The organism is Kribbella speibonae, assembly GCF_004331375.1.
In the GTDB taxonomy this organism is placed as follows: Bacteria; Actinomycetota; Actinomycetes; order Propionibacteriales; family Kribbellaceae; genus Kribbella; species Kribbella sindirgiensis.
On the sequence record NZ_SJKC01000002.1, the window covers coordinates 1500395 to 1513201 of the forward strand.

General features: G+C 68.3%; 13 protein-coding genes. 7 read left to right on the forward strand and 6 right to left on the reverse strand.

The genetic code is table 11. The features are described from left to right. Positions 1-112: 112 nt before the first annotated feature. Genes E0H92_RS20365 through E0H92_RS20380 form a run of 4 tightly spaced genes read left to right on the forward strand, consistent with a single transcriptional unit; the run spans position 113 to position 5337 of the window. Entirely contained in the window at positions 113-1486 is a 1374-nt protein-coding gene (locus E0H92_RS20365) for an ABC transporter substrate-binding protein (protein ID WP_131497300.1), read from the forward strand. Then, positions 1483-2424: a carbohydrate ABC transporter permease gene (locus E0H92_RS20370; RefSeq protein ID WP_131497301.1), complete on the forward strand. Its 942-nt coding sequence runs from the start codon at positions 1483-1485 to the stop codon at positions 2422-2424. The genes E0H92_RS20365 and E0H92_RS20370 overlap by 4 nt, the downstream gene beginning before the upstream one ends. Beyond that, positions 2421-3272 (forward strand): carbohydrate ABC transporter permease, encoded by an 852-nt coding sequence (locus tag E0H92_RS20375; RefSeq protein WP_202873706.1) that lies wholly within the window; start codon positions 2421-2423, stop codon positions 3270-3272. The genes E0H92_RS20370 and E0H92_RS20375 overlap by 4 nt, the downstream gene beginning before the upstream one ends. 25 nt (positions 3273-3297) lie before the next feature. Beyond that, positions 3298-5337 (forward strand): beta-galactosidase, encoded by a 2040-nt coding sequence (locus E0H92_RS20380; protein WP_202873707.1) that lies wholly within the window; start codon positions 3298-3300, stop codon positions 5335-5337. Here the strand turns inward: E0H92_RS20380 and E0H92_RS20385 are convergent. Continuing rightward, positions 5331-5825 carry a COG4315 family predicted lipoprotein gene (locus E0H92_RS20385; protein ID WP_131497302.1) on the reverse strand — a complete coding sequence of 165 codons (495 nt, stop codon included), beginning with the start codon at positions 5823-5825 and terminating at the stop codon, positions 5331-5333. The genes E0H92_RS20380 and E0H92_RS20385 overlap by 7 nt on opposite strands. An 87-nt stretch (positions 5826-5912) precedes the next feature. On the opposite strand from E0H92_RS20385, the gene E0H92_RS20390 reads away from it, so the two are divergent. Both E0H92_RS20390 and E0H92_RS20395 read left to right on the forward strand, forming a co-directional pair. Beyond that, entirely contained in the window at positions 5913-6413 is a 501-nt protein-coding gene (locus E0H92_RS20390; protein ID WP_131459327.1) for a sigma-70 family RNA polymerase sigma factor, read from the forward strand. Beyond that, positions 6410-7012: an anti-sigma factor family protein gene (locus E0H92_RS20395; RefSeq protein WP_131497303.1), complete on the forward strand. Its 603-nt coding sequence runs from the start codon at positions 6410-6412 to the stop codon at positions 7010-7012. Before E0H92_RS20390 ends, E0H92_RS20395 begins: the two co-directional genes overlap by 4 nt. Before the next feature lies 1 nt (position 7013). Here the strand turns inward: E0H92_RS20395 and E0H92_RS20400 are convergent, their stop codons facing one another. From E0H92_RS20400 to E0H92_RS20415, 4 genes are all read right to left on the reverse strand, one after another. Then, the gene (locus tag E0H92_RS20400) at positions 7014-8255 is read right to left on the reverse strand and encodes a hypothetical protein (protein WP_131497304.1); all 1242 of its coding nucleotides are present in this window, start codon (positions 8253-8255) and stop codon (positions 7014-7016) included. A gap of 5 nt (positions 8256-8260) precedes the next feature. Beyond that, complete coding sequence (locus E0H92_RS20405) at positions 8261-9802, reverse strand: alkaline phosphatase D family protein (RefSeq protein ID WP_131497305.1); 1542 nt, start codon at positions 9800-9802, stop codon at positions 8261-8263. A 126-nt stretch (positions 9803-9928) separates the two neighbouring features. Then, complete coding sequence (locus E0H92_RS20410; RefSeq protein ID WP_131497306.1) at positions 9929-10303, reverse strand: DUF1304 family protein; 375 nt, start codon at positions 10301-10303, stop codon at positions 9929-9931. Further along, positions 10300-10725: a cupin domain-containing protein gene (locus tag E0H92_RS20415; protein WP_131497307.1), complete on the reverse strand. Its 426-nt coding sequence runs from the start codon at positions 10723-10725 to the stop codon at positions 10300-10302. Before E0H92_RS20415 ends, E0H92_RS20410 begins: the two co-directional genes overlap by 4 nt. Positions 10726-10847: 122 nt before the next feature. Here E0H92_RS20415 and E0H92_RS20420 point away from each other — a divergent pair, with 122 nt between their 5' ends. Then, positions 10848-11873, forward strand: a complete 1026-nt coding sequence (locus E0H92_RS20420) for a helix-turn-helix transcriptional regulator (RefSeq protein ID WP_131497308.1) — start codon at positions 10848-10850, stop codon at positions 11871-11873. Here E0H92_RS20420 and E0H92_RS20425 read toward each other — a convergent pair. Next, on the reverse strand, positions 11860-12771 hold the full coding sequence (locus tag E0H92_RS20425) for an AraC family transcriptional regulator (protein WP_131497309.1): 912 nt from the start codon (positions 12769-12771) through the stop codon (positions 11860-11862). The two genes, E0H92_RS20420 and E0H92_RS20425, sit on opposite strands and share 14 nt — an antisense overlap. Positions 12772-12807 lie beyond the last annotated feature (36 nt).

Consider the following 12807-nt stretch of genomic DNA (forward strand, 5'->3'; position numbering starts at 1 on the left):
CGAGCACGCCCACCTCACCCCATCACGGTCGGCGTACTGATCGCCGTACCCCTGTCAGGCACGCCTGCCGCGCCCGGGCACCGCCTTGCCACATTTCGAGGAGTTGTTCGCAGTGTTCAAGAACCGTATCCGCCGACGCACAGCCGTCGGCACCACACTCGTACTGGCCGCCGCGCTGGCGCTGGCCGCCTGTGGCGGAGGCGGCGACTCGTCGTCCGGTCGCGCGAGCCAGGCGCAGGCCGTCAGCCAGGCCGACATCGACAAGGCGATGTCCACGCCGACCGAGCTCACCTTCTGGACCTGGGTGCCGAACATCCAGAAGGAGGTCGACCTGTTCCAGAAGAAGTACCCGGCGATCAAGGTGAAGGTCGTCAACGCCGGCCAGGGCACGCCGCAGTACACCAAGCTGCGGACCGCACTGAAGGCCGGCACCGGCTTCCCCGACGCCGTCCAGATCGAGTTCCAGTACATCCCGACGTTCGCGCTCACCAAGAGCCTGATGGATCTGCGCCCGTACGGCGCCGAGGCGCTGAAGGACAAGTTCGTGCCGTGGACGTGGCAGCAGGTGGTCGGCGCCGGCGGTCAGGTCTGGGCCGTTCCGCAGGACAGCGGGCCGATGGGAATGCTGTACCGCAAGGACATCTTCGACAAGTACGGCATCGGCGTACCGAAGACCTGGGACGAGTTCGCCGCGGCGGCCCGCAAGCTGCACGCCGCCGACCCGAACGTGTCGATGACGAACCTCGCGCAGAGCCAGGCCGGTGTGTGGTTCGGGCTGCTGTGGCAGGCCGGGGTGAAACCGTTCGAGAGCCCGAGTGCCGACGCGGTCAAGGTCAACCTGAACAGCGCCGAGTCCAAGAAGGTCGCCGATTACTGGGGCGGCCTGGTCAAGGACGGCGCGGTCTCGGCCGACGCCGACTTCAACGACGCCTGGTACCAGGCGCTGAACCGCGGCAAGTACGCCACCTGGATCACCGCCGCCTGGGGTCCGGTCTTCCTGGAAGGCAGCGCGAAGGCGACCAGCGGCAAGTGGCGCGCCGCACCGCTTCCGCAGTGGGAGGCCGGGAAGAACGTCTCCGGTAACTGGGGTGGCTCGACGACGGCCGTCGTCCAGGGCACGAAGAACCCGATCGCGGCCGCGAAGCTGGCCGAATTCATCAACACCGATCCCGAGTCGACCAAGATGTTCGCGACCCAGCAGTTCCTGTTCCCGGTCACGAAGGCGTTGCTGGCCGACAGTTCCTTCGTCGACAAGCCGCTGGCGTTCTACGGCGGTCAGCCGGTGAACAAACTGTTCGCCGGGATCAGCGACACGGTGGACACGAAGTTCCAGTGGCCGCCGTTCCTCGACCAGACCGTCAACGACTGGAACGAGACCGTCGGCAAGTCGTTCGCGAACAAGACCGACAGCAGCGCCGCGCTCGACCAGTGGCAGGACCGGATCACGAAGTACGCGCAGAACCAGGGCTTCAAGGTCGATCAATGAGTGTCAACACCACCGAGCGGCTCGGGGCACAGGCTCCGAGCCGCGGAGAGGCCCGTCGGCAGCGCCGCCGCGTCGGCCACGCCTCCACCGGCTACCTCTTCGTCGCGCCGTTCCTGCTGGTGTTCGTCGCCATGCTGGTCCTCCCACTGGCCTACGCCGCGTATCTCAGCCTGTTCCAGGAGCGGTTGATCGGCGGCACGGTCTTCGCCGGGCTGGACAACTACACCCGGGCTCTGACCGATCCGCGGCTGTTGCACGGCGTGGGCCGGGTCGCGTTGTTCTTCCTGATCCAGGTGCCGATCATGCTCGTCGTCGCGTTGCTGGCGGCGCTCGCCATCGACAGCGGCCTGCTGCGGGTCGCGAAGGTGTTCCGGCTGGGCATCTTCCTGCCGTACGCCGTACCGAGCGTCGTCGCCGCACTGATGTGGGGCTACCTGTACGGCCCCGACTTCGGGCCGTTCGCGCAACTCGCCGACAAGGCCGGACTGTCCGCGCCGAAGTTCCTCACGTCGGACTGGATGCTCGGATCGCTGGCGAACATCGTCACCTGGGAGTTCACCGGCTACAACATGATCATCCTGTACGCCGCTCTTCGGGCCGTCCCGCACGACCTGTACGAGGCCGCGGCGGTGGACGGCGCCGGCGCGATCCGGACGGCGTGGAGTATCAAGATCCCGGCGCTGCGGCCCGCTCTGCTGGTGTGCGTGATCTTCTCGGTCATCGGCAGCTTCCAGCTGTTCAACGAGCCGCAACTGATGCAGCGGCTGGCGCCGAGCGTGATCGACAGCGGATACACGCCGAACCTCTACGGCTACTCGCTCGCGTTCACCGGCCAGGAGGTCAACTACGCCGCGGCGGTCTCGTTCCTGCTCGGCGCGGTCATCGTCGTCGCGTCGTACGCCGTCCTGTTCATCACGACCCGAAGGAGCCGGTCATGACGGGTCGTCGCAGCAACCTGCTGACTGCCGCCATGGTGGTGCTGCTGATCTACTTCCTGTTGCCGCTGTTCTGGCTGGTGATCGCGTCGACGAAGAACGTCGGCGATCTGTTCTCGAGCTTCGGCCTGTGGTTCTCGCACGACTTCTCGTTCTTCTCCAACGTCCGCGAGACGCTGACGAACGGGGACTGGGTGTTCACCCGCTGGATGGGCAACACGGTGCTCTACGCGGTGATCAGTGCCGGCGGCGCGGCGTTCCTTTGCGCGCTCGGCGGGTACGGCTTCGCCAAGTACCGGTTCCGCGGCAACTCGGCGCTGTTCGGATTGGTGCTCGGAGCCATCATGGTGCCGACCACGGCGCTCGCGATCCCGACGTACCTGCTGTTCAGCAAGGCAGGGCTGGTGAACACGCCGATGGCGATCATCCTGCCGTCGCTGGTGAGCCCGTTCGGCCTGTACCTGATGCGGATCTACGCACAGGACGCCGTACCGGACGGGATCATCGAGGCGGCCCGGATCGACGGGGCCGGCGAGTTCCGGATCTTCTTCCAGGTCGCGCTCCGGATGCTCACCCCGGGCGTCGTCACGGTGCTGCTGTTCACGCTGGTCGCGACGTGGAACAACTACTTCCTGCCGCTCATCATGCTCAACAACCCCGACCTGTACCCGGTGACCCTGGGGCTGGCGCAGTGGTCGTCGCAGGCCGGCGCAGGCGGCGGCACGACCGGCGCTGTGCTCTCGCTGGTGATCACCGGCTCCTTCCTCTCCGTCATCCCGCTGATCGCGGCGTTCCTGCTGCTGCAGCGGTACTGGCAGTCCGGGCTGGCCGCGGGCGGGGTCAAGGCCTGAAACTCTTCTATCATTGGAGAAACGCGTGCACGAGCGTGTGCTCTTCGGAGCTGCGTACTACCACGAGTACCAGCCGTACGACCGCCTCGAGCGGGATCTCGATCTGATGGCCGCCGCGCACTTCTCGGTGATCCGGGTCGGCGAATCGGTCTGGTCGACCTGGGAGCCCGAGAACGGCCGCTTCGACCTCGACTGGTTGCAGCCCGTCCTCGACGGCGCACACCGCCGCGGTATCGCGGTCGTGCTCGGCACCCCGACGTACGCCGTGCCGCCGTGGCTGGCCAGGCTCTATCCGGAGATCACCGGCGAGCGGACAACGGGTCAGCGGATCGGATGGGGCGCGCGGCAGGAGGTGGACTTCACCCATCCCGGCTTCAAGTTCCACGCCGAGCGGGTGATCCGCAAGATCGCCGAGCGGTACGCCGAGCACCCGGCGGTGATCGGCTTCCAGGTCGACAACGAGCCGGGTAACGAGCTGCTCCACAACCACGGTGTCTTCCAGCGCTTTGTGGACAGTCTCCGGCAGCGGTACGGCGACGTACAGAAGCTGAACGAGGCGTGGGGCCTGGTCTACTGGTCGCACCGGCTCTCGGACTGGGCGGACCTGTGGACACCGGACGGCAACGTCCAGCCGCAGTACGACGTCGCGTGGCGGCAGTTCCAGGCGGACCAGACCACGGAGTTCATCGGCTGGCAGGCCGACCTCGTCCGCGAATACGCGCGACCTGAGCAGTTCGTGACGACCTGCATCGCCTACGAGCGCCCTGCCGTCGCCGACGACGAGCTGGTACGCCGCCTGGACGTCACCACCGGCAATGCGTACTACGCCATGCAGGACGGGCTCATGCACCCGGAGGCCGGCGTAGCGCAGCAGGGCTGGACCACCAACGGCACCTGGGCGCTCTACCTCAGTGCGGACCGCATGTACTCGTCCCAGCAGCGCCCGTTCCTCGTCACCGAGACCAACGCGCAGTCCATCGGGTACCCGTGGAACAACCGCCCGGCGTACGACGGCCAGTGGCGGCAGGCGGCGTGGGCCCTCGTGTCACGTGGGGCCAGCATGATCGAGTACTGGCACTGGCACACGCTGCACTTCGGTGCGGAGACGTACTGGGGTGGAGTCCTCCCCCACAGCGGTCAGCCGGGTCGCACGTACCAGGAGGTCGCTCAGCTCGGTGCCGAGTTCGAAGCCGCCGGCTCACTCGTGGCTGGTCTGACACCGGACAGCGACGTGACCATGCTGTATTCGCTGCCCAGCAAGTGGCTGATGCAGAAGTACCCTGCGCTCGCGCACCAGGACGGCAGCCCGGACGAACGCTCGTACCACGGGTTCTTCGACCCCTTCTACCGTGGGGCTTTCGACGCGGGTCTACAGGTCCGCATCCGGCACACCAGCCAGTTCACCAGTGCAGACCCGATCGTCGTCGTACCGGCGCTCTACCTGGCCGACAACGACCTTCTCGACCAGTTGGTCGCGTACGCCGAGGGCGGTGGGCACCTGGTCGTCGGACCACGCACGGGGTACGCCGACCTCGACGCACGTGCCCGCACCGACGTGCAGCCCGGCAGACTCGCTGCCGCAGCCGGTGTCTGGTACGACGAGTACAGCAACGTCAGCGCAGACGTGCCCGTGCGCGGCGTCGGCCTGCAACTCGACGGGTCCGTAGCGGGCACGCGCTGGGTCGACGGGCTGCAGGTCGACGACGCCGAGGTGCTGGCCGGCTACGAGCACCCGCATTTCGGCCGGTGGCCGGCGATCACCACCGTGGCCCGCGGCTCCGGCCGAATCACCTACGTCGGAACGGTGCCGAACCCAGCCCTCGCCACGGCGCTCTTCCGCTGGATCAAGCCCACGCCCTGGACCGACCTGCCCAGCAGCGTGACCGTCACGTCCGCGACCGCCACGGACGGCCGGCGGCTCCGGTTCGTCCACAACTGGTCGTGGGACAGCGTCGGGATCACGGTGCCCGGGCCGATGCACGACGTACTCGCCGATCAGCCGGCGAACGGCAAACTCCAGCTCGGGCCGTGGGACGTGCGGATTCTGGTCGAACCGGGTCAGTAGCCGTAGCCGCCGCCGTCCGAGGACGAAGGAGCCTGCGTCGGGGCTGCGGCGGTGGTGGTTGCGGCGTGCCAGGTGAAATCGGTGCCGGCGAAGGCGTCGGTGAGGTTGTTGCCCTTGGCCTCGCCGGCGGTGGTGTCGAGTTTGAAGGTGTAGAGCGGCTTGCCCTGGAAGGTGAGCTGCTCTGCACCGGTGTCGGTGCGCTTCATCGTGCCCAGGCCTGCCACAGCACCAGCGTCGCCGGTCGCGGGAATCCAGAAGCTCAGGCAGCTAGCGGTGCACTTGATCGCGCCGCCGGCCTCCTGATCGGCGAAGTACAGCGTCTTCCCGGAGGCGTCGACCAGCGTCTGGCCGACGCCTCCGACATCCTTGACCGACACCGCGGCCCCGGCGGGAGCACCGCCCGTGGCCGGCTGGGAGTCGTCGCCGCAAGCGGTCAGCGCGCCCATCGCGGCTATCGTTGCACCTAGCAACAAGATCGTGGTTTTCATCGAGATCTCCTCTCGCCTACAGATACGCGAGATCCGGGCCCGCGGTTCAGTTGAACCTTTTACCGCCGTACCGCGTAGTTCCTGGGTGTGGACGACGACACGGTGATCCGCGCGTTGTACGCCAAGTACCGGCGGCCATTGTTCGGGTACGTCCTGCGGTCCGTGGGCGACCGGCAGTACGCCGAGGACATCGTGCAGGAGACGATGGCGCGGGCCTGGACGCACGCGGCCGAACTGGATCCGGACAAGGCCGGGCGGTGGCTGTTCACCGTCGCCCGCAACCTGGTGATCTCGGGCCGACGGCGGCAGAGCGCGCGGGTGACGGAGGTACCGATCGAGGACCGCGAGTTCCCGGCTCTCACCGACGACATCGACCGCGTCCTGCAGGTCTGGCAGGTGATCGACGTACTGCGGGGCCTCAGCACGGACCACCGGCAGGTGATCGTCGAACTGTTCTACCGCCGCCGCACCGTCAACGAGGCGGCCGCCGTCCTCGGCGTACCGCCGGGAACGGTGAAGTCGCGCAGCTACTACGCGCTGCACGCGCTCCGCGCCGCACTGGAGGAACGAGGGGTGACCGGCTCATGACCTGCCCGGAGACGATGTCGATCGGCGCCTACGTGCTTGGTGCGCTGGAGGCGTCTGAGCGTCGCGCGGTCGAGGAGCACCTTGTGAGCTGTACGGCGTGCCGTGCGGCGTTGCTGCAGTTCGCGCCGCTGCCTGGGCTACTGCACGCCGTACCTGTCGAGGACATCGAAGCGGAGCAGCCGGAACCTGCGCCGCTCCAACTGAACAAGCGGCGCCCAAGGCGATGGGTGCTGGCCGGCGCGGCTACGGCCTTGCTGGCTGGTGTTGCGAGCTGGGGTCTGCTGTCCGCTCCGGCGTCAGCCACTTGGACGGCGACGGACGGGGTCGGCGGCCTGGACACGACGGCGAAGCTGGTCAGTCGTGGCTGGGGTACGGACATCCAGCTCCGGCTCACCGACCTGCAGCCGTATGAGCACTGCATGCTCGTCGTCCACGGCCGCGACGGAACCGTGGAGACAGCCGGCTGGTGGGCAGCGAACGGCAACTATCAAGCTAAGATCCCCGCCAGTACGTCGATCCCGCTGGCCGACATCGACCACCTCGAAGTGGTCGACGCAGGGGACACCGTACTGAGCACGGTGTCCCCCACGACGCGCTGATTCACCAGCTGTTGTTGGAGATTCCCGTACCCAGGTAGACCTGGTCGTACGTGTTTCCGTCGTTGTCGTCGGTGTAGGCGACCGCTACCTCGGCGAACGGCGAAACTGCGACCGTCATCTGCTCCTGCCGACCTTCGGCAACAGAACTGAGCCGCTGCGCCGACAGCCGACCTGTGTCGGTGCCGTCGGTACCGAAGCCACGGACCCACACGTCCGGGTCAGCGCCGGACACTGTCCAGCCCACGACCGTCTGCGCCGCGTCGTCGATGCCGATCGACGGCGCCACACCAGCAGTCGCACCCTGTACGTCGGCGTACCGGGCCGTACCCGCAACGGTGAACGAACGCGTCGCGACGGCACCAGCCGACTCCCAGGCCACCGCGAAGTCGCCGTTGAAGTTGGCTGCCGCCGCTGGATGCGTCTGCTGACCTGTGGTGGCGGAGTTGGCGACCCGGCGCGACAGCGTGGCTGCACCGTTCGTACGGCCCAGCCGGATCAGTCCGATGTTGTAGTCGGCGTTGGCGTCGCCGTCCTCGTCCCAGACGACGACCGCGTCACCTGACGCCGACACGGCCACATCCGGGTTGTGGTGCTGGCCGGTCGTCTGCGAGGCGGTCACCTCCCAGGCGCGTGTGGTCGGCCCGGTGAAGCCGGCCGCCTTGACCGTTGCCGGCGTACCGGTCTGGATGTCCTCCCACGCCACAGTGAACGCGACGGCGGCACCGGACGGTGCGCCGTCCGGGTCGACAGCGACCCGCGGGTTGATCTGCTGGCCGGTAGAGCTGCTGTTGGAGTTGCCGGACGCTGTGACGGTGCCGGCGGTGTTCACGACGCGGTACGGGATGTTGTAGTACCCGTTGCCGTCCGGGTCGTCCTGCCACACCACGACCGCGTTGCCCTTGTCGTCCAGGCCGACGTCCGGGTGCAGGTGCCGCCAGTTCGTCACACCGCTGCTACCACCCGCGGACAGCTTCTTCTCGTACACAGCAGTGCCGTTGTGGAACAGCCGCAGGTAGATCTCACTGTGCACATTGTCGGTCGCGTTGTCGGTGTCGCGGTCGTCCTCCCAGGCCACGGCGACGTACCCGTTGCGGTTGATCGCAACGGACGCGGCGTCCTGGTCGCCGGTGGACACACTGTTCGCCGCCACCCAGGTGGGAGCGGCGATGTGGGCGGACGCACTGGTCGCGGTGAAGGTCAGCACGGTGGCTGCCACCGCCGTAATAGCCAGAGTCTTCTTCATGACAGTCACACCGCCTGCAATCCGGGCTGGCCCTCTTGGACGACGAACGACTTCACAGTCGCTGCGGCGGCCCCGTGCTCGGAAACCTTTGCCACGTTACGGAAATCGGCCCGCAGCTCGGTCGGGCTGAGCGTCGCCCGCACATATCCGCGGCGGTTGTTGTAGAACTTCAGCCACGGATTGGTGCCGACGTCGGGGATCGTGGTGGACCCGTCGCCGTCGCCGCTCGAGGTCACCGAACTGGTCACCAGTTCGGTACCGATCGTCGCCGAGTTCGCGTTGTTGTAGTCGGCCTTCAGATCGCTCGCCCAGGCCCGGTGCACGTCGCCCGTCAGGACGACGGGGTTCCGGACGGACCGGTCGACCCAGCCCTGCTGGATCCGCGCCCGGGACGCGCGGTACCCGTCCCACGAGTCCATGCTCGCGCCGGTCGAGTTGAACCGGCGGGCGAAGAACACCTGCTGGCCGATGATGTCCCACGTGCCCAGGTGCTGTCCCAGTCCGTCGAGCAGCCAGGTCTCCTGGGCGTTCCCGGGCAGGCTGCGTGACGCGAGGTCTGCGTCCGAGCACACCTTCCAGCCGTCACCGCAGGCCTGGTCGTTGCGGTACTGGCGGGTGTCGAGCATGTGGAACGTCGCCAGGCTCCCCCACCGCAGACGCCGGTACAGCTGAATGCTGTTGCCGCTGTTCACCTGAGCGGGCCGCAGCGGCATGTTCTCGTAGTACGCCTGGTACGCCGCGGACCGTCGCGCGGTCCACTGCGCTGTCGTCAGCGCGGGCGTGTTGTTCTCCCGTACCGTGCCCGCGTAGTTGTTCTCCACCTCGTGGTCGTCCGGTACGACGATCCACGGCGCGACGGCGTGTGCCGCCTGGAGGTCGGGGTCGGTCTTGTACTGCGCGTACCGGCGGCGGTAGTCGGCGATCGACACGATCTCGTTGCCGAGGTGCAAGCGGGTGCGTCCGGCGGTCGCGCCGTACTCGTAGATGTAGTCACCGAGATGCAGGATGAGGCCCGGGTTGTCCTCGGCCATCCGGCGGTAGACGGTGTAGTAGCCCTCCTCGTAGTGCGAGCAGGAGGTGAACGCCATCAGCAGGTTGCGGCCGGTGGTGCCGACCGCGGGCGTCGTACGGGTCCGGCCGACCGGCGACAGGTGGCCCTGGGCGCGGAAGCGGTAGAAGTAGTCGGCGTCCGGGCTGAGGCCGCCCGCGACTACGTGGACCGAGTGGGCGGAGGCGTACTTGGCTGTCACCGTGCCGGACGCGACCAGGGTGCTGAAGGTGTCGGTGGTCGACACCTGCCAGTCGACGGCGACGTCGGCGTTCGCCATACCGCCCTGGCCGTCGGCGTTCAGCGGCGACGGCGCCAGGCGGGTCCAGAGCACGACACTGTTCGCGTCGGGCTCACCAGACGCGATGCCGAGCTGGAACGGGTACGGGACGGCGGCGGTGGCGGTGATCACGGACGACTGGGCGGCAGCCGGGAGGGCGCCGGCCCCAGCCGCGGCGAGTCCGCCGAGAACGAGGGTCCTGCGACTGATTGGGCTCATGGGCCTCACCTTCACGGGTACTCAGGGCGGGAGGCTCCCGAATCGGCCGAACTGCGGGTGACCATTCGGGAACCTTGAGTGTGTGTGGTGCTCCGTGCCCATGATTGCGCAGAATTGGTAAATTTCCTACAGCAGAACGAGCAGCAGCAGAACCGCTGCCGGAACCCCTTCGAGCAGGGTGTTCAACCAGAGTCGGCGCTCCGTTGCGAGCAGGACCAGGGCCAGGAAAACGTGCTGCGCCGCGGTGAAGGCGACCAGCGCCTCGCCCTGCGGCACGTGCCCGGTCCGGGCGAGGACGACCCCGAGCGCCAGCGCGATACCGGTGGTCAAGTTGTAGAACCCGAGGTTCACGATCCACAACTTGACCGCGTCGAAGTCCCGAGGTTCCAGCAGGAACAGCGGATACAGCCGCGGGTGGCGGTAGAAGAACGACTCCATCAGCCAGACCGAGGCCAGCAGCACCGCGATGACGATCGCGAGGATCTGGGCCGAGGTCCTCATAGCGACACCCCGTGCCGTTGCGTGATCTCGCCCAGCGCGGCGTAGTCGGACGGGTCGACCCCGGCCAGGTCCGCGAAGAACGCGCTCATCCGGCCGGTCTGGCTGACGGCGAGGAACTTCGCCGACGGTGTCAGCACCGAGAACGTGTTCACGGTGCCGGCCGGGATGCTGATCGAGGCGCCGGGACCGAGGTCGTAGCCCTGATCCCCTGCCTGGACGAGGATCCGGCCCTGCAGGACGTAGAACGCCTTGCTCCACGACTCGCTGTGCGGCGGCGACGCCTCGGCGCGCGGCGCGTCGATCTCGAACAGCTCGTACTGCCCGCCGGTGTGCTCGGCGCCGACCTTGACGGTCACGGTCGCGTCCGGGGCGGCGTACTCGACACCGCTGCCCGCATTGCTCAGATGCACTGTCTCGTTCATGACTGCGACGGTAGGAACCGGCGTACCGCGGGTACATCCCGTGCGGATGGGCTCGTCGGGCGCTCCCCGATCCCCACATTTCAGGGATAGGCGGCCGGGGTACGGCGGCGCATACTGAGCCCATGTGGGAGGGCCGGGCGCGGGCCGCGCGCCGGGACATCGCGGCACTGGCGACCTCGGGGATGGGCGTCGCCGAACTGCACGCGGCCGCGATCGAGGTGGTCGAACAGGTCGTGGGCAGTGAACTCACCTGCTGGTTCGGGATGGATCCGGGCACGCTGGTGATCAGCTCGATGACCAGTGGCGCGGCCCGCATCCCACCGGAGTACGAGCCGCGGCTGGCGGAGACGGAGTACGCCGGAACCGTGCCGAACTCGTTCGCCGAGCTGGCCCGCACCGCGCACCAGGTCGCGCGCCTGTCGGACCTGCCGTACCGCGAGGTCGTCGGCCACCGACGGCTGAACGAGGTCTGGCGGCCGCTCGGGATCGAGCACGAGGTCCGGACGACCTTCGTCGTCGACGGGGACTGCTGGGGCGGGGCCGGCTTCGTCCGCAGCGGTCCGGACTTCAGCGACCGGGAGGTGGAGTTCCTCGGGTCGGTGGCGCCGGTCATCGGCGCGGCGACGCGGGTCGCCGTTCGCACGGACGCCCACGGGTACCGCGGAGGGGTCGGCCCGTCGATCGTCGTCACCGGCCCGAGCGGCGAGCCGCGGGCGATCACCCCGGCCGCCCGGACCTGGCAGGACGAGCTCGACGAGATCGCGCCGGGCCGCTTCGACGTACTGCTCCGGGCCGTCGTCACGGGCACGCGGGCCTCCGGCACGTTCCAGGCGCGGGTGCAGACCGCGTCCCGCGAGTGGGTTGTGCTGCAGGGCAGCCGACTGCTCGGCGATACGGACGACGAGATCGTGGTGACGATCGAGCCCGCGTCCGGTCAGCACCTGGTCGGCATGCTGCTCGCGGCCTACGGCCTGACCACGCGGGAGCGGGAGATCTGTCTGGAGATCATCGCCGGACACACCACCGCCGCGATCGCCGACCGGCTGTCGATCTCGCCGCACACGATCCAGGACCACCTGAAGTCGGCGTTCGCCAAGGTCGGCGTCCGCAGCCGCGGCGAGCTGGTCGCGACGCTCAGACCGGGATGAGCTGCTTGCGATAGGTCCCGGGCGGTACGCCGAAGTCGCGCTTGAACGCCTTCGCGAACGCGAACTCCGACGTGTAGCCGATCTCCTTCGCCACCGTGGCGAGCGGGCGATCGTGATCCCGCAGGAGCCGCGCCGCAGTCGTCATCCGCCACCGCGACAAGTACGTCAGCGGCGGCTCCCCGACCGCCTCCGTGAACCGCCGGGCGAAGGCGGCCCGCGACAACCCGACATCGGCCGCCAGGTCGGCGACCGTCCAGGCGGCGCCCGGCCGCTCGTGGATGAGCTCCAGCGACTGCACGACCGCGGGATCGGTCAGCGCCCGCGCCCAGCCCCGATCCGTCGGGCAGTCGTTGTTCTCGAACCAGGCCCGCAGGATCAGCACCAGCAACGCATCCACCAGCGCCGGTACGACGGCAGCCGCGCCGGGCCGCTGCGCGTCGAGCTCCTCACCCATCATGCTGATTGCCGTATGCAACGAACGGTGGCGTCCCGGATCCGCCGGTACGACGACCACGTCCGGCAGCTTGCTCAGCACCGGGTGCGGACGCTCACGGTCCAGCCGGTACGTCCCGCACAGCAGCAACGCCCGCGCTCCCGGCCCTTGCGACACCGTCTCCGGATCGAAGTCGACGGCCGGGTCGAAGTCGGTGATCGGCGAGTCGGGATGGTCGGCGAGCGCGTGCTCGAGGCCGCGCGGCAGGAGGACCGCGTCCCCCGGGCCGAGCTGAATGGGGTCGGCGTCCGGCGTCAGCAACCACGCCGTACCTTGCAGGACGAGGTGGAAGCCGGCGCCTACGGAGCCCTCGAAGCGCAGCCCCCACGGGCCCCGGACCTCGGTGCGTCCAGAGCTGGCAGGGCCGGTCTTCATCGCGGTGACGACATCGGCGAGCACATCCATACCTGGCATCATACGCGCAGCGGTCAAGACGATCGG